The sequence below is a fragment of the Microbulbifer agarilyticus genome (assembly GCF_001999945.1).
Lineage (GTDB): Bacteria > Pseudomonadota > Gammaproteobacteria > Pseudomonadales > Cellvibrionaceae > Microbulbifer > Microbulbifer agarilyticus_A.
Genome location: NZ_CP019650.1, coordinates 2,185,413 through 2,204,246, shown reverse-complemented (window position 1 = coordinate 2,204,246; position 18,834 = coordinate 2,185,413). Strand labels below are relative to the sequence as shown.

Sequence of the window (18,834 nt, the reverse complement as noted above, 5' to 3'; positions counted from 1 at the left end):
TGTAGCTGCGGGCGGCCTGTTATCACGGGCGCGCCCTTATGTTTGAGCCGTCAACATGGGTTACTTGCGTACCAGCAGCACCCCGGATTCGGTGTGGTCGGTATAGGGGAACTGGTCGAAGATCGCAAACCGTTCAATGCGATGGGTTTTGGTAAGCTCAGCCAGATTCTCCAGTTGCGTCTCCGGGTTACAGGAGATGTAAAGAATCTTCGGGAAGCGGGCAATCATCGCGCAGGTATCTTGATCTAGGCCGGCACGCGGTGGGTCCACCAGCACGGTTGAGAAATCGTAACTGTCCAGATCAAAGTCTTTCAGCCGCCGGAAAGGGCGCACTTTATCGATCGCCTGGGTAAATTCCTCACTGGATAAACGCAGTATCGCTAGATTATCCACGCCGTTAGCGGCAATGTTTTCCTGTGCCGCATTCACCGATACTTTGGATATCTCCGTCGCCAGTACCTTGCGGAAATGCGCTGCCAGTGGAATGGTGAAATTGCCATTGCCGCAGTAGAGCTCGAGTAAGTCACCGCTGGCTTTGTCTTCGCTTGTTTGCGGGCAGCAGCTTTTTGCCCAGCTGATCATCGAACGGCAGATCTCACCATTGGGTTGTGTGAAGCTGCCTTCAACCTGCTTGTACTGGTATTCGCGTCCGTCGATATCCAGCTTTTCAATGACGTAGTCGCGCTCGAGTACCAGTTTCTGTTTGCGTGAGCGACCCAAAATGGGCACGCCCAGCTGCTCCTGCAGGGCGCGCGCCTCTGATTCCCATTCGTCCCCCAAGGGTTTGTGGTAAATCAGAGTGATCAGCGCATCACCGCTCAATGTTGTTAGGAATTCCGTACAAAACAGCCGTTTGCGCAGCATCTCACTCGCGTTGATTGCATCAAGCAGCGGCGGCATCAGCTCGTTGATTCGGCGCGATCCAACGGTAAACTCCTGGATCACAAACGGCTTTTTGTATTCGCCCTGTTTGTACATGGCGTAATCCACGCGTCCGCCGTCTTGCCACATCTTGAATTCCGCGCGCATGCGGTAGTGGCTAGGTGGGGACGGAAAGACTTCCGGCGCCAGATCGGTGTAGGGCGTATAGGCCTCCCGCAGCCGGGCCACTTTCTGGTCCAGTTGCTGCTGGTATTCGTCGGTATTTACGCGGTGAAGTGCCATGGGATCAGCCGTACAATTGCAGTTTTGAGTGTGTCCAATTTTGGGGCGCGGATTATAACGGAAACCCCCAGTCGATGTGAGATGGGTGTCGGAAAGGAGTATTTATGGCAACGGGGCAGCTAGAGATTGTAGTGCGGGGGCAGGGGCTGCACGAGTTCACCCGCCAGGTAGAAGGCTGGCTATCCAGTCATTCGAATGGTGGCGACGGTTTGTGCACCCTGTTTATACAGCACACCTCAGCAAGCTTATTGATTCAGGAAAATGCTGATCCGAGTGCCCGTGTTGACCTGGAAAACTGGCTGAACCGGCTGGTTCCGGAAAATGACCCGCTTTACACGCACACGCTTGAGGGGCCGGACGACATGCCAGCGCACATCAAGGCTGCATTAACGGCATCCAGCCTGAGCATCCCGGTAATCGATGGCCGCCTGGCGCTGGGTACCTGGCAGGGCATCTATCTATGGGAGCACCGCTATCATGCGGGTGCACGGCGGGTGATGTTGCACTTGTCTCTTTAGCGGTGCGGTACGCCCACCAGCACGATGTTGGTGGGCATGCGCGGGGCTGCGATCTTCACTCCTTCAATCGTTTGGTTTTTTACGTAACAGTCACCGTACCGATATGATGGTAGTGTTGTACTCAACACTTAGTTCAGCTCCGATAGGTTTGTCAGTCACGATCTTCATTTTGAGGAGATCGCTGGCGGCGGTTCGGATACCTTTTCCCATCGGAGCTGTGGTTAAACTCTGAAAATGTCTTTTATGACCCTATGCCTTACCAGCCTGAAGTGGGTCTGAAAGCATAAAATTTTCTGATGGATCAACCAGAACTCGATTCCCCATACCTTCACGACCTAACAGCATGAGGTATGACATGTCCGATCGGTCTGTTAGTGTGATCTCTATGGGCCATTGATGGCCACCTAGATCAAGTTGCGTTTTTATTACATAGCGCTCCTCAGATTTACCATTAGATGACTTAATACGTCGAACATCAAAAAACGGCGATTCACAAGTGACGACTTCGTCAACATTGTGGATGTCTGGGTGGATCTCAAACCTTATCCAAATGCGTCCGCTCTTTTTCAAACGCCGGATATTGTCCACGTGCAGAGATGATGTTTTAGCACCAGTGTCCACTCTTACAGGTAAATCTAAAATGTTCAGTTCCGGCAGGTTACAGGTTTCGATGGTGCCGATCGTGATTCTACTTGTTGGGTTCATCTTCTATGTCCCTTTTCAACGGCTTGCCGTATGTGATTCTTATGGCCTTTTGAAAGATTAATGAGTTGGGGTAGGTGACTAAGGCGCTGTTTTTATCAAGCAGGATGATGTGAAACAGAGTAATTTCTTTGATCTTTCCAATAATCGTATTGTCTCCATCAACAATCTCGACCCAATTTCCTACTTTGCAGGGGAAGAAAAAAAATACAATGATGCTGGCAGTCGCATTGCTTAGTAGAGACCACTGGGCAAACAGCGCAACACCTAAAAATGCCAGAGATGAACCTACCAATATGCCTACATCTTCAATGTTACTCCCTGTCAATGCAACAGCAGCGATGACGCCGATAAAGACCCAAACGAGTTGTATTGACTTGATGACATAATCAACACGGCTTTCACTAATATGGCGCTCCGCCCCCGCTTTAGTTACCAGAATTTTTATTGCCCTGTTGCCAAGAGCTAAACCAATGACAACAGCAAGCAGGACTCCCGCATTGTGTAAATACATGAATTTTCCTATTGCAGTATCTTTCTATCGTATTAATGCTGGATCTATATCAGGGGAGGATAGCTCTGCACTCTCTTCAAGTGCTTCTTGCATTTGCTCAATAGTTGAGGCAATGTTTTCTTCATTCTCCGAAAAGTAGGCTATGTGAAACATGGCGTCACCTTCTTGTACTAGAGGGATGTTCTGCTTGCCGATGATAATGCCGGACTTGTTCGCAGTAACCTTGGCCAGACTGTCACCGAAAGGAGTGCCTATGTCAGCCAGAACGTCGCCTTTGGAAACCTGATCCCCAAGCTCTTTTAATGTGTTTACAAATCCGCTTGCAGAAGCGCGTATCCAAGTGCTGTTATTCGCCACAAATGGAATCGTTTTTTTGCGTTTGATCTTACGTTTTAGTAGACCTAGCTCGTTCAACACATTGATAACTCCACGCACTCCGGCCCGAATTGATATTTCATCAAAGCGCAATGCTTGGCCTGCTTCATAGAGTAAAATCTTTGTTTCCCATTCCACTGCAGCTTGACGCAGTGAGCCATCTCTCAAGTTGGCATTGAGTAGTACGGGCACACCAAAAGCCTCCGCTAATGCGCTTGTTTCTGGGTCGGATAAATTTGCTCGAACCTGTGGTAGATTAGACCGATGGATGGCTCCAGTATGTAGGTCGATGCCGTAATCGCAGTGCTGAACTACTTCTTCGAGAAAGATAGAAGCTACTCTCGCAGCCAATGATCCTTTTTCAGAACCCGGAAAACATCGATTCAGATCGCGCCGATCGGGCATGTAGCGACTTTGATTAAGCACACCGTAGACATTCACCATTGGTACGAGAATCAAACTCCCCATCTTTAGATTGAGGTATTTTGAGTTGATTAGTCGGCGAATGATCTCGATACCATTTAGTTCATCTCCATGCACTGCGGCAGATACAAATAGCGTTGGTCCTGGTTTTTTGGCACGCACGACGTGAATAGGGATAAAAATGTCCGTATCCGTGTAAAGGTTCGCCACAGGTATTTCAAGGCGTCTTGATTGGCCAGGGAGGATCTCTATCCCGGCGATCGTCAATTTATTACCTTGCATTAGCCTTTGCCTCGAGTGCGGGTTTGGTTGGGTCTGGCTTTTGCTTCTATAAACTCAAATATCATGCTTGCGACGTCCTTATTGGTGGCCGTTTCTATGCCCTCCAGCCCGGGTGAAGAGTTAACTTCCATCACCACTGGTCCGTTCTTAGATTGCAAAATATCCACTCCACATACATTCAGACCCATAACTTTTGCGGCATTTACTGCCGTAGCACGTTCTTCTTTACTGAGGCGCACCAGCGTAGCTGAGCCGCCACGATGTAGGTTGGAACGAAACTCTCCGTCGGCTCCCTGTCGCTTCATCGCTGCAACCACTTTGCCACCAACGACCAGGCAGCGAATATCGGCACCTCCGGCTTCTTTGATGAACTCTTGCACAAGTATGTTGGCCTTTAATCCCATAAAGGCTTCGATAATACTTTCAGCAGCCTTGTTGGTTTCAGCTAGCACCACTCCGATTCCTTGCGTGCCTTCGAGCAGCTTTATCACGACAGGAGCGCCACCGACGTTTTTGATCAAGTCCTTAATATTGTCTGGTTTGCATGCAAATCCGGTTCTGGGTAAACCCACGTCCTTACGAGACAACAGTTGAAGTGAGCGCAGCTTGTCTCTAGAGCGGCTAATTGCGACGGATTCGTTGACGCAGAAGGTGCCCATAATTTCAAACTGACGTACAACTGCGGCGCCATAGAATGTGATTGAAGCACCTATTCTCGGGATGACGGCATCGTAATAGGGTAATTCTTCACCGTGATAACGAACTGTCGGACGGCTTCGGGTGATGTCCATATAGCAGTGCAGTGTGTCGATAATATCTACGTGGTGGCCACGAGCTTCTCCAGCCTCTTTCAGGCGGCGGGTCGAATACAGCTCTGGGCCTCGGGATAAAATAGCGATTCTCATAAAGGGCTCCATTGTGACCGATATGTTATTTTTGGTCACTATGTTTGATAAATATTACTGTTTCTTGATTTGGTCGCTTAAATCGGCTTATATCCTTTAAATACGGGCCCTTGAAGCGGCGGCGATCTTACGTCTTCCTGGAAGCATGGGTAAAACGAGATATTTTTGTATTCTCGATGAAATATTTTTATCAAAATGGTATGAACACAGATCTTTTGCGCACTTTTTTAGAGGTTTCCAATACCCGCCACTTTGCCCGGGCTGCCGATAACCTGTTTTTGACTCAGTCGGCGGTGAGTTTTCGCATCAAGCAACTTGAAGATATAGTTGGGGTGAAGCTATTTACTCGTCAGCGCAACAACATATTGCTGACTCCTAGCGGTGAGCGGTTGTTACCCCATGCTGAAAACTTGCTGGCGGGATGGCAGGCCGCGTTACAGGATGTAGGTGTCGCTGATCAGAAGCACTTGCAAATATCGATTGGTGGAACATCAAATTTATGGGACATCTTTTTGCAGTCGCTTCTTCCGCAAATGGCGGGCGCATTTCCTGGACTGTATTTACGTACCGAGATCAATCCACAGAGGGAATTGACAAGGGCGTTACTCAGTGGCCGACTTGATATAGCGGTACTGTTCGACCCTCCCAAAGTGTCGGAGCTGAGGACCAGTCCAATAGGTGAAATGGAGTTGATGTTTGTTGCCAGTGAAAAGGTTTCCGGCGTTGAGGATATAGAGCGCTTGGGTTATATCTTTGTAGATTGGGGGACAGCATTTAACTTGCAACATGCCAAATTCTTCGATCAGGCAATTGCTCCTGTGCTGCACACAGGGCAGAGTCATATAGCGCTAGAGTTCTTGTTAACCCATGGCGGAGCTGCATTCCTGCCCAGCCGCTTAACTGAGCCGCTGCTGACAGAGCGCAAATTGTTTGAAGCGACGCATGTTCATCGCGCGAGCCGCAGTATATTTGCAGTCTTTAATGAAGAGAGTGAGAACAATAAGGCCTTTATGCCTGTTGTTGAATTTTTGACCCAGCGTGCGGCCAAATCGTTATCAATCTGACTAATAGCAATTTTCGTTTGGGTGAAATTACCAGGTCACTGGGAGGGTCCGCGACGCACTGTATTGCGCATGCCAAAAAAAGGGCGCCGAAGCGCCCAATTCAATCTGCCGAACGAGAAGTGTCAGAAGGAAAATTTATAGCCCACTGACAAATTGAACATCCATGGATCATAGATGTAGTCGCCGGAATAGGACTCAAAAATCGGCTCTAGGTCCGGGGGTGGCGGTACGTCATCGAAAACCCGCAGTCGCATATCGGTGTCGGCTCGCGTATACACCGCGGCAACGTTTACCAGCCAGGCACTATCGCGCCCGAAGTTGAAATCCATACCTGCTTGCCACGTATAGCCCCAAGAGGAACCTAAGCCGAAGTCGCCACGCAGACCAACGTCGGCTAAGTCCCGCCGTACGGCACGGCTAAGGCGGGTTGAACCGAACTCGGTGTAGCTAATGCCACCACCGATGTAGGGCTGAACCAGGCACGTCTCATCAAGTGGGTAATACTTGAGGCTTAGGGTACTGATATCGGCATCAAAATTGGTGACATTGCGGTAGTCCACATCATCGAAGCCGAGTGTGAAATAGCTGTCAGCATGGCTGCTTGAGTGGCTGTCGCCATCCATATAGGCGAGCTCGATACCCCAATGCTCATGCGCTTTCCATTCGAAGTTGATTAACCAACCCCATTCGGAACCAGGATCCACGTTAGCGCGGAACGCGTCGGAGAACTGGAGCGTTTCGTCGACGAAGCTAACCGTGTCATCACCCGGGGAAATATAGTATCCGCCAGCACGGACAATAAAATCCTGTGGTCCAGTCAGGCCGAGGGGGCCCGCCGAGGCGACGCCACTCAACCCTAAAGTTAATGGCGCCAAGATAGGCAAAAATTTCAACATCCTTTTCACTCGAGGTAACTCCTTCTATACCTGTTGAGTAAAAAGTGTAATACGGGACTTTTTAACTTATGGGAAACACGACTAACTTAGGTGCCAAAATCGTATCTGGCCTAGTTAGATTGCGTTAAATACATTTGCGCTCACAGGCAATTGGTGGGTTTGGGGAGTCCTGCGATCTTGCTGCCAATTTTGGCCGGACTCGGCGGGAAGAGTTGCATCAGGAAGATGCTGCGGCCTTTTTCGGGCCCCAAGTGTTGCCCGACATATTTCACTAGCGGTCGCATTGCCGGAGATAGCTCGAACTCTTGATAGAAGTCGCGCAGTAGCGTGATTACGTCCCAGTGGTCCTGAGTGAGCTCGATGTTTTCTCGTGTCGCGAGCGCGGTAGCCACTTCCGGGTTCCAATCATTCAGGTCGCGAAGAAAGCCTTCTTTATCGAGTGCGATCTCACGCCCTGCAATTATCAGATTATCCATGATTAACTTACCTGAACCAGCTGACAATGGGTGTGTGCGTTACGCACAAATCTACCCACGCTTCTTCATCAATGGCTGTTACCGATTGGGCCAGTGTTACGCCACGTGCCTGGGCGTCGGCTGCCAAGGCGTAGATCTTTTCTTGAGGCAACTTGTGGTGTGTAGGCGCGTTCGCTGCGTAGACGGCGTCTTCAATCAGCAACAGGGCATCACCTTCGGCAAAGGAAGCTAAGCAATCGTGGAGGGCGCTTCCGCCCAGCGGGGATTGATTGACGATATGCAGGGTCATGTTAAAAGCTCAGTACCTGATCAAAATCGCGAATAAAAGCGCCGGTGTTGTCCAGAAATACTATTTCTGCTCCAGCAAGCCCTAGTGCATCGGTAGCAATCCCCCGAGCTTCAGCACTCTTCTGGCATACATGGATGTGCTCTATGCCAAACATCGGCATGGCTTGCAGGTTCCGCCGCAGGCTCTTCTCGTTAATCGCCTCAGGTGCTTGTTCAAGCAGCTGGTATACGCCGTCTCCGCTGAATAGGACTGCCGGTATTTGGTCCATAGCGGCACAGGCCAAAATGGCCTCGAGCCCTTCGCGGGCGAGGGTGTTGCCGTAGGGGGCATGTCGGCACAGGGCAAGGATAGAGTTCGCCATTACTTAACCTCCAAAGCTAATCAGTCGGTCGCTGACAGCGGCCGCTTCTGCCAGCTGCCCAAGGCCTGCCAGGGTAAACCCTGTGGCCAGGTTGGCGCTGGGCTTTTCCAGGCGGTTCGCTTCCGATTCGCTGAGCAGGCCACGGCGTTGAGCTGCTGCGATACACACCGTGAGATCGAGGGCGTGGTCTTGCTGTAGGGACTGCCACTGGCCGAGCAAGTCCTGCTCATCTTGCGGGGGTGCGGCGAGGGCACTGCCGTTATGTACGCCATCTGCATAGAAAAACACCCGGTAGATACTGTGACCAGCGGCAAGGGTTGCCCGGGCAAAACGGAGCGCGGTAGCAGCACCTTCCGAGCTGTGGGGTGCGCCATAAACCACTAGGGTAAATTGCATGGGCGGGTGTACCTGGTGTGTGTTTGAAGCCCGAATTCAGGCAGGAGGATAAGCAAAGCGTGGCATACCGACAAAAAAATGCCCCGCTAAGCGGGGCATTTGTTGAACCGAGGGTTGAACCGGGTCAACGCGCTGATTAGTCGTCGGAAGCGAAGCCGATAATGTGCAGCAGGCTGGTGAACAGGTTCAGAATGTTCAGGTACAGGGAGGTGGTTGCCATGATGTAGTTGGTTTCACCACCGTTCACGATACGGCTGGTGTCGTAAAGGATGAAACCGGAGAACAGCAGGGCAATCACGCCGCTCAGGGCTACGCTCGCCAGCGGCATGTACACGCCGAAGAAGCTCGCGATCATCATGCCGATGGCACATACCAGAACGGCAATCAGGCCAACGAACAGGAAGCCGCCCATAAAGCTGAAGTCTTTGCGGGTGGTCAGTACGTAGGCAGACAACGCGAAGAAGATCAGCGCGGTGGTTCCCAGCGCCTGCATGATCACCTGGCCACTGCCAGAAGATACGTAAAAGTTAAGGATGGGGCCCAGGGAGGCACCCAGCAGACCGGTGAACGCAAACACCACGCCAATACCGGCGCTGGAGTTGGCGGTGCGTGGCAGAACCAGCCAGATCAGGGCCAGGGCGCCGAGGGAGCACATGATGCCTACGCCACGGGTCATTTCAATCGCCATGGAAACACCTGCGGTGACGGCACTGAATAGAACAGTCATAGCCAGTAGTGCGTAGGTATTGCGCAGTACTTTGGCGGACTCCAAGCGGTCCACCGCTCGGGACTGTGTATAAACTTCGGGCTGCATTAGCGTCTCCTGCTATTGAATAGATAATCTGTTGCGATCATATAACCAGTGCTTTTGACCTTCAAGTAGTCGTGAGGTTCGCCGAAATGGAGAAACTTGAGGAAAATCAGCGCGCAATGCCAGACTCTCGGAAATGACGTTGCTGGGTACGGTCAGGCCGCATAAACAGGTTAATTGGGGCGTTCGGACGTATTTTCAATGACCCGCGAGTGCGCCGTGGCCGCCTGGTGAGGCTGGCTACTATTTCCACTATTTTTGCTCACCAGCGGGTATCTTGAGGTCGACAATGAGGGGCAGGTGATCGGAGGCGAGCCGGGTTAATTCACTGCGCGGGACGTGGATGTCGCTCACCTGGAGGCCGGGCTCAACAAAGATGTAGTCAATGCGGGCCTTGGGCAAGCGGCTGAAGAAGGTACCTTTGGGCTTGTGGCCGGGTAGTTTCAGTTGCGCGTCATCCAGCACCTCGGTTAGCTTTTTGATTTCTCCAGCGCCGGGGAGTGCGTTGAAGTCGCCGACGAGGATACGGGGCTTATTGTGACACTTTTCTCCGCCAAGCCAGTCTTCGCCCATTAGCGCGTCCACCTGTCGCTGCCGTTCACCTTTGGATAGCCCCAGGTGCGTGTTGAACATCTGTATCGCGGTGCCGTGGAAGTCGATCTCCATCCACAAAGCACCACGAGGCTCCGCACTGTTGCGGAAGCGCGAGTTTTCCGGTGGACCGGGGAGGATGCCTTTCTTTATCAGCCGTACGGGAAGGTGGGTCATGATCGCATCGCCGTAGCGCTCATCCTCCAGGTGCATGGCGGGCTGAAAGTGGCAATCCATCGATAGCATGCGCGAGATCTGATGCGCCTGATCGACGCCGCCGGTGCGCTGTCGACGCACATCGACTTCCTGCAAGGCGACGATATCGGGTGAATAGCGCGCGATCACCCGGGCAATGCGCTCGGGAGAAAGCTTTCCATCCATCCCCTTACAGATATGTACGTTGTAGGTCATTACCCGCAACTTATTGAATTGTGGCTGTTGCGTGTCTTCATGCGGTTGCGCCTGCAATGGTGTTGCGGGAGGCAGGGTAGATTTAAGCTCCTGCGCAGGTTGCGCCTGGAGAAATGCAAAGGCCGCATCGCGCAAGTCCGACGGCCGCCAGTAACCACGACCGTTATCTGGAAAATGAATGTCCCCCGGCATTAGTGCAAAGCCATGGGTCTCTTTGCGACTTGCGCCGCCGTGGCTGCCGCACTCGATGGCGTAAGTAATGCTCTTGTGTCCTGCACACCAGCCGCTTGCGACAAAATCACCGGCTTCCGGGTGCCGGCAAAGGTGTGCCAAGTCCTCAATGGCCTCATCGAGGAAAGGGTGATCCTTGCCGAGCACTTTGTGCCCGTCTTCAGGAAGTGAGAAAGCGCCTTCGCGCCACCAGCCTTTGATCTTACTCAGCTGCTCGCCATTGGGGCCGGTAATACGCTCATTTTTGTCTGCATAGAGCACCATGGGTGCCTTTGCCTTCTCCACGAGCATGCGCGCAATGGTTTGCTGCGGTACGTCCTTACAGTCAATGTTGTAAAGTAGCGCCAGTGGTCCCATCGCCGAAAGTGCCATGGGTGCATGACTTTCCTGCTGGTCCGCAGGTTCTTTTACCGGGAAGAGCTTCTGTACCCACTGGCCGCCAAAAAGCCGCACTCGTTGAAGCTGTACTCCGCGATCGGAGTCAGACTTGCCACCATCGGGGTTTGCCTGCAGGTCTGAAAGCGCCGCACTCACTGCATCGGCAAAGCTCTCTCCATGCAAGCTTTCATAGGCGGTGGTGTCATCCTGGCCGTGATCAGAATAGATCCACACATCGTAATGTCGGCGCGACGATCGGTGCGCTGCACGCCAGATTCGTGCGACCGCATCATCGATACCTTTAAGAGTCCAGTGCGCGAACTTTGAACTGGGGCCCCTGCGGTGGGATTGCTCATCGTATCCCAAGAGGTTCACATAGATAATCGGTAGTCCGCGTGCGATGTCGATCTTCACCCCAACGGTAGACAATTCCCGTAAAAGAATTGTGATGGCGATCCGCGTCGGGATAAACATCAGCTCGCGCACAAAATCCTGGCCTTTGGTGAGCCCGCGGAAGAAGTCGACGATCGATAGAATCAGTTCGAGTAGTAGCAGCCCCACGGTTCGGATGAGGCTCCATAGGTTGGCCAGTACCATAGCAATAAGTGCCAGGGGACCAGCTTCCCTGAGAGATGAGCCCCAGCCCTGCGAAGCCGGGCAGAAGTGGGCTTCGTCGTGTTCCGCGCCGCCACGGAATGAACTCACGTAACAGCTGCCGCCTTTTAATAACGGCTCATGCCCCGCGTCTAAGAGACGCTTTTCCACCAAGTTTGCGCCGTGCGATTCGTACATGCGCAGCATTTCCTGAGATTCTGTAGACATGAATCCAAACGAGGGTACCGCCGCTCTCACCCCATAGAAAATCTCTGCCTGTACTGCGGGTGTTGTCGCGGGTACCCCGGAGTACCAGTTGTCCAGGTGGTAATGTTCTCGTTCTATCAGTTTTTTGAGGAAAGGCAGTTTCCCTTCCGCCAACGCTTGATCAAACTGTGGTCTCGCCAGCCCGTCGATTTGGATCAATACCAGCGCGGGTGCTTCTGGATCACGTTCATTGATCCGCAATTTGAGCATACGCGCCAGCCACTCACTGCGGCTGACGCGGCGGCGCCAGTTGCGGAGACGTGTAGCGATACGGGTCAACATTTAAAGGAATTCCTAATCATTGGCCTGCTGGGGTTTGCCTTTGCCGGCATTTTCCAGTGCCGCCGTGGCAGCGCCAGTAACGCCTTCGAGAATTTCCCACTGGGCACCAATGGTGTTGCGTAATCGCATCCACTGCGCATACAGCGAGTCGTCCAGCGGCCAATGCTGATGGACCAGGGATTGATAATGGGAGAGGGCGGCCTTCGCGCAGTTTTCCATGGAAAAGCGCTCGGCGGTTTCTAGCGCGGCATTGTGCAAGGATTGCCGCTCAGTGGGTTCCAGATCGTATACCCACTGGAATCCGGCAAGCAGTTCCCGCTGGCAGTGTTTGAGAATCAAGCGCCCGTTAAAGCGATCATCGACGACTTCGCGCACACCACTGGCATCCAGCGCTACCACCGGCGTACCTGCGGCCATCGCTTCGGTGAGCACCATGCCCTGTGTTTCGCTGGTGGACGTAAAGCCAAACACATCCATCGCACTGTAGGCATCCCGCTGTGCTTCGCCCTGTAAGATCCCGGTCAAGTGCACTCGATCAGATATGCCAAGCTCTTTGAAGATCTGCGCAATTCGCGTTTCCAGCGGACCACTGCCGACAACCATAAAGTGTGCGTTGGCATTTCGCTGGATGAATTCCGCCACAGTCTCTGACAGGAATTCGAGATTTTTCTCTTCCGCCAGCCTGCCCAGGTGACCAATAACAAATGCGTTACCCGGAATACCGTACCGTGCACGCGCCTTGCCCCCGTCACCATCGCGGTAATCCTCCAGTTGCACGCCGGTCGGAACAACACTGATTGGCGACTTTACGCCGCGCTCGCGCAACAGTTCTGCGACGCTTTCGCTCGGTGCAAATACCTTACTGGCGAGATTGCTATAGCGGGTGGCCAACTCAATGACGAAGCGCTTCAGCGCATCGGAATCTGCGGGGACATAGTGGGTGTAGCGTTCGTACAGCGTGTGGTGGGTAAAAACTAATGGCAACTCGCGGCTACGGGCAATACGCAGTGCCGTCATGCCCAGTAGAAACGGGTGGTGTGAATGCACGAGGTCGGGTTCAAAAAAATCCAGCCGGTCGCTGAGCTCCCCGGAGAGTGGCAGTGCCACGGAAAAATCGCTGCCATTGAAATTCTGGATCGCAGGAATGCGCACCACATCCATTTCGTTTTCGATCTTGTCGTGAAACTCGGGCGCGACCACCAAAACATGATGGCCTTGCCTTCGGTACTCCCGGCAAAACGCAGCGACTGAGCGGGCAACACCACCCACATGCGGCAGGTAGGTGTTGGTGAGCATAACGATATTCACAGTGGTTTGAGCTCCACCTGTTCTGTATCGGGATCGACAACCTGTGGGTGGTAGCCAAAGGCGCGAACTTCTATTACCGGTGGTATGTCATGCCACTTGCCCGTCCACGAAACCCGCGGATTTTCCCCCGGCACAATTTCCAGTGAGATAGTGCCAAAGTGCGTGGGCGCCGGTCCAAAGAGAATAGGGCGCTTGGCTTCCGTGTCACTCAACCATTCCGGTGGCAGTCCGGATGCCAGAATCAGTTTGTCGCCTTCTTCGCGCACAAAACAATTGCGCTGCATGGTCACCCATTCTGCCGCTGCCCAGGCGTGCTGTCCGTCTCCCATGCATCCGCCGAACGAGTGGGGATGGATTGCTTCTGGCCATTGGCCTGTGGGCGTGGCGAGTTTTGCCGTATTCCGCATGAGCTCAATACAGCGCGGGTCACCGGCACGCAGCAGCACCTGCGCCACGTGGATTGTCAGGTAAGCATTAATCCCCGAGTGGATCATGTCCTGAAAGAAACCGCCAGAAACAAAGCATTCTTCCAGTAGGAAGTCCGCCAGATCCAGCAGGCGCGGATCGTCCGGCTCGTACAGTTTAAGCGGGTAGCCCGCGGCAATAGAACCAATGGCACCGGCATCCAGTCGCCGCTTAGGTGACGCGGGCATGGCCGGGCGCTTGAGCCGTTCCGCACAACCCTGCAAAGCCTCATCCACGGTCAGCATAAAATCGTCGGCGTGGCTTTGGAAGGTCGCTGCATCCTCGGCCTTACCTTCGCGCTGGCAAATGGCAACAGCCGCCTGCTGGCCGGCAATGCCCCAGAAATCATCCCAGAAGTAGCAGTCGTTTGGCCCCAGATGTTCGGCACTAAAGCCCGCCGGCAGCAGGCCAGCGGTAAGGCTGCCATCTTTGGGCAGGCGTTTGTTGTTGATCCAATGCGTGCCCCGCAGCACAGGGTCGAGCCACTCAGGCTTGAGTTTCTGCCCGGTAATGCGGCAGTACTGATCGATAATCCAGAGGGCTTCGCCGTTTGAATCCCACTCCCCATCCTGCGAGTGGAAATAGCCGTTGCGTTTCTGCCGCGACGGGAAGCGCTCCAGAGCTTTTGCGGCGCGATCTAACAAGCCCGCATGCAACAGGGATTGGATCATAAATGCCGCATCGCGGAACCAGAAACGCTTGTAGGTGTATGGGCCTGGATACACATCGTGGGGCGAGTGCAGAATCAGTGTGCGCACAGCGGCATCGTAAATAAACTGCATCTGGTCATCGGGCACACTCATCGCGCAGTGCTTTTCGAGATTGGCGCGCCAGCCGGGGGGCGCATTGCGCCGGTTTAATGGGCAGTGCTGTGGAATCGTGACGAGTGTGTCGAGGGTTTCCCCGGGCTCGATACGAAAGAGGGCCGCGGCAGTCGCCATGCCCACATCGCACTCCGCATGCGTTTCATTCGTATCGTCGCGCAGGTACAGAGAAATATCGCCTCGTTTGTAATCCGACGCGTGGTGTCGATCCATCGGCCGGTCGAACAATATGCGGTCTTTGCCATCCACCAGCCACTGATCGCGGCTGCCCTCCAGCGATATCTTATTGATAAAGGCAACCCCCTCGGGATTGCACGGCCTGAGCGAAACCACTAACCAGCCCCCGCTGCTGTGACTTGCTTTCAATCGCATATGGCAATTGTTGTGCTGGTCGTCGAGTTCTGCCCAAACCCGGCTCAAGAGACTGCATTCTTCGGTACCGGATTGTGTCACCACAGCGACCCCGTCGAGCAGTCGCAAACGCTGAGTGACGTCGTCACGCTGGGACGGGTACAGGTTTTCCCCGTTGTCACCGATTACCCATGCATCAATTGACCAGCTGTCGTAGTGCGGGGTTAACAGGCCCCTCGGGTCGACGATGGGCATTTCCTCACTGCCGGGCACGCCCACTGCCGTCCAGTTGCGGTGGCTGAGATTACAGTGGGTAATGGAGAATGCGCGGGGGATGAAGGAAATATCCGCGGGGTCGAACTGGCGTTCGATCCAGTAGGGCCACACCCAGTCCAAGTTGTGCTGGATGACTTTGCTGTTCATCAGGGCACGGGCGTGGAAGATCACTCCCGCGCGCAACAGCTCGATGGGTTCACTGACTTCCGATGGCTCGGCGAAGCGCTGCATACGCGCCATCACCGCCAGTGGATCGAGGAAACCGTGGGACGTCGCAAACTTGCGCACGAAGAACCGCCAGGGAAGCCATTTCATCCAGGGCATGAGAGTTCACCTCCGTTCATCGCCAGATTCAAGTTTCGCCACTCAATATGCCGGCCATTCAATAGGCCGTTGGTGGCGCTGAATAGCTCCAGGCATCATTGTTTAGGTTAGACAAACAATATGCGGTATGTGGTGCCAATCTGGAGTCACTCATTCTGGACTCACTCATTGCTTCAACGGTGCAAGGGCGCGTCGCGCAATACGTGTAAGGCCAACCAGCGCCACAATCGCCAGGACAAAACCCATCGCATACAGTGCCCACTCAACCGGGGTTCTTTCCACTTCGCTGCTTCCGAGTGTGGTGAGATCGGAAGCGATCGAGCCCACGTAGACGTTGGTGAGAGTGAGCGGGATGATGCCGAGGAAGTTGCCCAGCAGAAAATCCGTGAAGCGCACGGGTGTTAGACCAAAGAAATAGTTGGAAAGCTTGAATGGAAACAGGGGCACCAAACGGGTGTACATGATCATTTTCCAGCCCTCATCCCGAATGATGTCTCCGATATTGGCTGGCTTTACCTTGGACATGACCCATTCGGATGGCCGCTTTCCAAACAGGTAACGCGCAATTAAAAAGGCGATACCGGCGCCCAGTACGGTACCGGCGACAACCAGCACGGTACCTTTGATAACCCCGAATACGAACCCTGCGCCCATGGTGAAAATTACCCCGGGTGCCAGGCAGATAATGGCCGCGGCCATAATGAGGATGAACAGCAGGCTTGCCTGCCAGCCTTGGTCCTCGAGCCACTGCAAGATCTCGAGAATCTGGTCGTCGAGGTCGAAGTAGTAAATTAGTCCCAGGCCAATACACACACCGGCGACACAAGCCGCCAGGAAGAGCGCTGAGGCGTGCTTCCCCTTCATATTTTCATCCCGTGAGGAGCGCGCCCCGTAAAGGCGCGGCTTTCTTTTAGCCTAGTCGAATTTCGCGCACTTTTTGCCTTTGGCCAGCCGCCCAGCAGCCACAGCGTTCCTCTCTCCGCATTGTTAGAGTCAGTAGATCTAAACTTTGAGGCCAGGTACGGCGAAATGCGGATAGAGTGACAGGCGGTGATGACAGTAGAGGGACTGCAGTATGCGGTAGGTATGGCGGGAACTGTCGCGTTCGCAGCGACAGCGGTCGCGGCTGTTGCACCCAAACGCATCGATCTATTTGGCGCTCTGGTGATGGGCGTTATTACCGCAATCGGCGGGGGTACCGTGCGCGACCTGATCTTGGGTGTGCCGGTATTCTGGTCGGAAGACCTGAATTACATTTGGGTTGCGCTGGCAGCGAGCCTGCTGGCTTTTATTGCCAATAAGCGCATGACCGGTCGACAGGTCTACCGGGCCATGCTGTACCTGGATGCCGCCGGGGTTGCCTTGTTTGCAATCCAGGCAGCCCAGAAAACCATGGATTTGTCGTTTGCGCAGCCGCTGGGGCCCATTCTTCTTGGTGTCATTACTGCGATTGGCGGTGGCCTGCTACGTGATGTGCTGGCCGGCAACGACACACTGTTGATGCGCAAAGAGTTGTACGCAGTACCGGTCACACTGGGATGTATTACCTATGTCATCCTGCTGGCGATGTTTCCCGCTGCCGGCCTCACTGTAGGCGTCCTCAGTATGCTGCTGATTTTCTGCCTGCGCGCCGCCGCCATTCACTGGCACTTGTATGTCCCGGATACTCTGCTCACTCGACCCGTCGATAGTAAGGAGTCTAAAAAATAGGGTGGGCTTGTTGCTTGGTTCTCGCCCATGGCTAGACCATCGTTTGGGCAAGTGTGCCCGCGACAATAACCTTAACGAGCGAAGCTGCGCCCGCAATAAGCGAGCCGGCGCTGGACATCATTCTCTCAGATTGATCGTGGGGTGAGACCTTATGTGCTCGACAATTCTCTGGACGCAAAAAGGACAGCCAGTCATCGTGGGTCGCAACATGGATTGGACCGAACAGATGGGAACAAAGTTATACGTCTTCCCTCGCGGGGCACAGCGCGAGGGGCTGACGGATTCCAACTCTTTGAAGTGGACGTCCAAATACGGAAGCATTGGCGCCGTCATCTGGGACTGCGCTACCGCCGACGGGCTCAATGAAGCGGGCCTCTCGGTACGTTTACTGTATCTGGCGGAAGCGGAATACGGCACGCGCGAAGAAGATTTGCCTGGGCTCTCTATCTCCGAGTGGGTTCAGTACTATCTGGATTGCTTTGCCACCGTTGATGAAGTTGTGGCCGCGACTCGCTCAATGCAGGTACGTCCCGTGGAGATTGTGCACCGCGGAGATAGTGTCGATTCTCCCATGCATATGTGTGTTTCGGACGCGTCGGGCGATTCGGCGATCATCGAGATTCTGCACGGCAAACCGGTGATCCATCACGGTGCACAGTATCGCGTGATGACCAATTCACCTGTATACGATGAGCAATTGGTATTGATGAAACAGTACCAAGGCCTGGGCGGTAAAAAGACACTGCCCGGTAGTGCCGAGGCGGAGGACCGGTTTGCGCGCGGCGCCTATTACCTGACAACCTTGCCCGAGCAACCGGCTTCTTATCAGGAGGCTGTCGCCGGTGTCTTGAGTGTTATGCGCAATATGGCAACTCCATTGGGATATGTAGATCCCGTGCAACCCAATGTGTCTCCCACCCAGTGGCAGTCGGTCAGTGATCTGACTAACAAGCGCTACTATTTCGAATTCGCGCGCTTGCCTAATGTGGTGTGGATTGACATGGATAAATTGGATTTGTCCGAAGGTGCACCGGTGCTGATGTTTGATCTTGCCGAGGATTTGGAGGCTGCAGGGGAAGTTTCTGGCAAGTTCAAACCCGCAGATTCCGTAGCATTCCAGCAAGCTGGTACGGTAGTTACCTGGAAAGCGGCCGCTTAAGGGGCGATGCTACCTGCATCTCTAATGGCGCTCATGTAACACCTCTCGCTCCACAGTGTTGGCGAGAGGCCCACATAACCCGGGCTGACATACAGGAGGCCTAGCATGTCGCTCACTGTCATTGGCTCCATCAAAGCTAAACCGGAGTTCACCGAGGACGTAAAAACGGAGTTACTAAAGCTCATTCCAATTACGCGCGCGGAGAAAGGCAATATTCAGTACGACCTGCATCAAGACAATAACGATGCGTCATACTTTCTATTTTTCGAAAATTGGGAAAACCGCGATTTGTGGCAAGCGCATATGGAAGCCGAACATTTGAAAGCCTACATGGATGCGGTAGATGGCAAAGTTGAGGACTTCACTCTGTATGAAATGACGCGCATTGAGTGATCGATGAGGCAGCCGTTAACACAGCGGGCACGGGTGAAGCCTTGAAAAGCTGTGGCTTGATTTTATGTGCAAAAATCGCTGCCGGGCCTCAGCC

20 protein-coding genes are annotated in these 18,834 nt (G+C 53.6%); 5 read left to right on the top strand and 15 right to left on the bottom strand.

The window, feature by feature from the left end; translation table 11 throughout:
* Nucleotides 1-60 precede the first annotated feature (60 nt).
* A complete protein-coding gene (gene trmA / locus Mag101_RS09020; RefSeq protein WP_077403755.1) occupies nucleotides 61-1,164 on the bottom strand; it encodes a tRNA (uridine(54)-C5)-methyltransferase TrmA in 1,104 nt (367 codons plus the stop codon).
* A 104-nt stretch (nucleotides 1,165-1,268) separates the two neighbouring features.
* Here trmA and Mag101_RS09015 point away from each other — a divergent pair, with 104 nt between their 5' ends.
* Nucleotides 1,269-1,682, top strand: coding sequence for a secondary thiamine-phosphate synthase enzyme YjbQ (locus tag Mag101_RS09015; RefSeq protein WP_077403752.1), 414 nt, complete (start codon nucleotides 1,269-1,271; stop codon nucleotides 1,680-1,682).
* Between the two features lie 249 nt (nucleotides 1,683-1,931).
* On the opposite strand, the gene Mag101_RS09010 is transcribed toward Mag101_RS09015, so the two are convergent.
* Genes Mag101_RS09010 through rimK form a run of 4 tightly spaced genes read right to left on the bottom strand, consistent with a single transcriptional unit; the run spans nucleotide 1,932 to nucleotide 4,883 of the window.
* Nucleotides 1,932-2,387 carry an ATP-dependent zinc protease gene (locus Mag101_RS09010; RefSeq protein ID WP_077403749.1) on the bottom strand — a complete coding sequence of 152 codons (456 nt, stop codon included), beginning with the start codon at nucleotides 2,385-2,387 and terminating at the stop codon, nucleotides 1,932-1,934.
* Entirely contained in the window at nucleotides 2,371-2,898 is a 528-nt protein-coding gene (locus tag Mag101_RS09005) for a mechanosensitive ion channel domain-containing protein (protein WP_077403746.1), read from the bottom strand. Before Mag101_RS09005 ends, Mag101_RS09010 begins: the two co-directional genes overlap by 17 nt.
* A 24-nt stretch (nucleotides 2,899-2,922) precedes the next feature.
* Nucleotides 2,923-3,978, bottom strand: a complete 1,056-nt coding sequence (locus Mag101_RS09000) for a succinylglutamate desuccinylase/aspartoacylase family protein (RefSeq protein ID WP_077403743.1) — start codon at nucleotides 3,976-3,978, stop codon at nucleotides 2,923-2,925.
* A complete protein-coding gene (gene rimK, locus Mag101_RS08995) occupies nucleotides 3,978-4,883 on the bottom strand; it encodes a 30S ribosomal protein S6--L-glutamate ligase (protein WP_077403740.1) in 906 nt (301 codons plus the stop codon). Before rimK ends, Mag101_RS09000 begins: the two co-directional genes overlap by 1 nt.
* Before the next feature lie 176 nt (nucleotides 4,884-5,059).
* Here rimK and Mag101_RS08990 point away from each other — a divergent pair, with 176 nt between their 5' ends.
* Nucleotides 5,060-5,947 carry a LysR family transcriptional regulator gene (locus tag Mag101_RS08990; RefSeq protein WP_077403737.1) on the top strand — a complete coding sequence of 296 codons (888 nt, stop codon included), beginning with the start codon at nucleotides 5,060-5,062 and terminating at the stop codon, nucleotides 5,945-5,947.
* Nucleotides 5,948-6,069: 122 nt separating this feature from the next.
* On the opposite strand, the gene Mag101_RS08985 is transcribed toward Mag101_RS08990, so the two are convergent.
* The 10 genes from Mag101_RS08985 to Mag101_RS08940 all read right to left on the bottom strand — a co-directional run bounded on the left by Mag101_RS08985 (nucleotide 6,070) and on the right by Mag101_RS08940 (nucleotide 16,342).
* Nucleotides 6,070-6,843: an OmpW/AlkL family protein gene (locus Mag101_RS08985; RefSeq protein WP_077403733.1), complete on the bottom strand. Its 774-nt coding sequence runs from the start codon at nucleotides 6,841-6,843 to the stop codon at nucleotides 6,070-6,072.
* 140 nt (nucleotides 6,844-6,983) lie between these two features.
* A complete protein-coding gene (locus Mag101_RS08980) occupies nucleotides 6,984-7,319 on the bottom strand; it encodes a TusE/DsrC/DsvC family sulfur relay protein (RefSeq protein WP_077403730.1) in 336 nt (111 codons plus the stop codon).
* Between the two features lie 7 nt (nucleotides 7,320-7,326).
* Nucleotides 7,327-7,608: a sulfurtransferase complex subunit TusB gene (gene tusB / locus Mag101_RS08975; RefSeq protein WP_077403727.1), complete on the bottom strand. Its 282-nt coding sequence runs from the start codon at nucleotides 7,606-7,608 to the stop codon at nucleotides 7,327-7,329.
* Between the two features lies 1 nt (nucleotide 7,609).
* Nucleotides 7,610-7,969: a sulfurtransferase complex subunit TusC gene (tusC, locus tag Mag101_RS08970; RefSeq protein WP_077403724.1), complete on the bottom strand. Its 360-nt coding sequence runs from the start codon at nucleotides 7,967-7,969 to the stop codon at nucleotides 7,610-7,612.
* Between the two features lie 3 nt (nucleotides 7,970-7,972).
* A complete protein-coding gene (tusD, locus tag Mag101_RS08965; protein ID WP_077403721.1) occupies nucleotides 7,973-8,365 on the bottom strand; it encodes a sulfurtransferase complex subunit TusD in 393 nt (130 codons plus the stop codon).
* A 136-nt stretch (nucleotides 8,366-8,501) separates the two neighbouring features.
* The gene (locus Mag101_RS08960; RefSeq protein WP_077403718.1) at nucleotides 8,502-9,179 is read right to left on the bottom strand and encodes a Bax inhibitor-1/YccA family protein; all 678 of its coding nucleotides are present in this window, start codon (nucleotides 9,177-9,179) and stop codon (nucleotides 8,502-8,504) included.
* A gap of 249 nt (nucleotides 9,180-9,428) precedes the next feature.
* A complete protein-coding gene (locus tag Mag101_RS08955; protein WP_077403716.1) occupies nucleotides 9,429-11,930 on the bottom strand; it encodes an endonuclease/exonuclease/phosphatase family protein in 2,502 nt (833 codons plus the stop codon).
* Nucleotides 11,931-11,942: 12 nt separating this feature from the next.
* Nucleotides 11,943-13,238, bottom strand: a complete 1,296-nt coding sequence (locus Mag101_RS08950; RefSeq protein WP_077403713.1) for a glycosyltransferase — start codon at nucleotides 13,236-13,238, stop codon at nucleotides 11,943-11,945.
* Complete coding sequence (locus Mag101_RS08945) at nucleotides 13,235-15,478, bottom strand: hypothetical protein (protein WP_077403710.1); 2,244 nt, start codon at nucleotides 15,476-15,478, stop codon at nucleotides 13,235-13,237. Before Mag101_RS08945 ends, Mag101_RS08950 begins: the two co-directional genes overlap by 4 nt.
* Nucleotides 15,479-15,643: 165 nt before the next feature.
* Nucleotides 15,644-16,342 (bottom strand): TVP38/TMEM64 family protein, encoded by a 699-nt coding sequence (locus Mag101_RS08940; RefSeq protein WP_077403707.1) that lies wholly within the window; start codon nucleotides 16,340-16,342, stop codon nucleotides 15,644-15,646.
* Nucleotides 16,343-16,531: 189 nt separating this feature from the next.
* Here Mag101_RS08940 and Mag101_RS08935 point away from each other — a divergent pair, with 189 nt between their 5' ends.
* The 3 genes from Mag101_RS08935 to Mag101_RS08925 all read left to right on the top strand — a co-directional run bounded on the left by Mag101_RS08935 (nucleotide 16,532) and on the right by Mag101_RS08925 (nucleotide 18,740).
* A complete protein-coding gene (locus tag Mag101_RS08935) occupies nucleotides 16,532-17,188 on the top strand; it encodes a trimeric intracellular cation channel family protein (RefSeq protein WP_077403704.1) in 657 nt (218 codons plus the stop codon).
* A gap of 151 nt (nucleotides 17,189-17,339) precedes the next feature.
* Nucleotides 17,340-18,347, top strand: a complete 1,008-nt coding sequence (locus tag Mag101_RS08930) for a linear amide C-N hydrolase (RefSeq protein ID WP_077403701.1) — start codon at nucleotides 17,340-17,342, stop codon at nucleotides 18,345-18,347.
* Nucleotides 18,348-18,452: 105 nt separating this feature from the next.
* Entirely contained in the window at nucleotides 18,453-18,740 is a 288-nt protein-coding gene (locus Mag101_RS08925; protein ID WP_077403698.1) for a putative quinol monooxygenase, read from the top strand.
* Nucleotides 18,741-18,834: the final 94 nt, after the last annotated feature.

Coding starts and splice junctions, on each gene's coding strand:
- trmA (WP_077403755.1), bottom strand. CDS start 1,164: ATGGCACTTCACCGCGTAAATACCGACGAATACCAGCAGCAACTGGAC.
- Mag101_RS09015 (WP_077403752.1), top strand. CDS start 1,269: ATGGCAACGGGGCAGCTAGAGATTGTAGTGCGGGGGCAGGGGCTGCAC.
- Mag101_RS09010 (WP_077403749.1), bottom strand. CDS start 2,387: ATGAACCCAACAAGTAGAATCACGATCGGCACCATCGAAACCTGTAAC.
- Mag101_RS09005 (WP_077403746.1), bottom strand. CDS start 2,898: ATGTATTTACACAATGCGGGAGTCCTGCTTGCTGTTGTCATTGGTTTA.
- Mag101_RS09000 (WP_077403743.1), bottom strand. CDS start 3,978: ATGCAAGGTAATAAATTGACGATCGCCGGGATAGAGATCCTCCCTGGC.
- rimK (WP_077403740.1), bottom strand. CDS start 4,883: ATGAGAATCGCTATTTTATCCCGAGGCCCAGAGCTGTATTCGACCCGC.
- Mag101_RS08990 (WP_077403737.1), top strand. CDS start 5,060: ATGAAATATTTTTATCAAAATGGTATGAACACAGATCTTTTGCGCACT.
- Mag101_RS08985 (WP_077403733.1), bottom strand. CDS start 6,843: ATGTTGAAATTTTTGCCTATCTTGGCGCCATTAACTTTAGGGTTGAGT.
- Mag101_RS08980 (WP_077403730.1), bottom strand. CDS start 7,319: ATGGATAATCTGATAATTGCAGGGCGTGAGATCGCACTCGATAAAGAA.
- tusB (WP_077403727.1), bottom strand. CDS start 7,608: ATGACCCTGCATATCGTCAATCAATCCCCGCTGGGCGGAAGCGCCCTC.
- tusC (WP_077403724.1), bottom strand. CDS start 7,969: ATGGCGAACTCTATCCTTGCCCTGTGCCGACATGCCCCCTACGGCAAC.
- tusD (WP_077403721.1), bottom strand. CDS start 8,365: ATGCAATTTACCCTAGTGGTTTATGGCGCACCCCACAGCTCGGAAGGT.
- Mag101_RS08960 (WP_077403718.1), bottom strand. CDS start 9,179: ATGCAGCCCGAAGTTTATACACAGTCCCGAGCGGTGGACCGCTTGGAG.
- Mag101_RS08955 (WP_077403716.1), bottom strand. CDS start 11,930: ATGTTGACCCGTATCGCTACACGTCTCCGCAACTGGCGCCGCCGCGTC.
- Mag101_RS08945 (WP_077403710.1), bottom strand. CDS start 15,478: ATGCCCTGGATGAAATGGCTTCCCTGGCGGTTCTTCGTGCGCAAGTTT.
- Mag101_RS08940 (WP_077403707.1), bottom strand. CDS start 16,342: ATGAAGGGGAAGCACGCCTCAGCGCTCTTCCTGGCGGCTTGTGTCGCC.
- Mag101_RS08935 (WP_077403704.1), top strand. CDS start 16,532: ATGACAGTAGAGGGACTGCAGTATGCGGTAGGTATGGCGGGAACTGTC.
- Mag101_RS08930 (WP_077403701.1), top strand. CDS start 17,340: ATGTGCTCGACAATTCTCTGGACGCAAAAAGGACAGCCAGTCATCGTG.
- Mag101_RS08925 (WP_077403698.1), top strand. CDS start 18,453: ATGTCGCTCACTGTCATTGGCTCCATCAAAGCTAAACCGGAGTTCACC.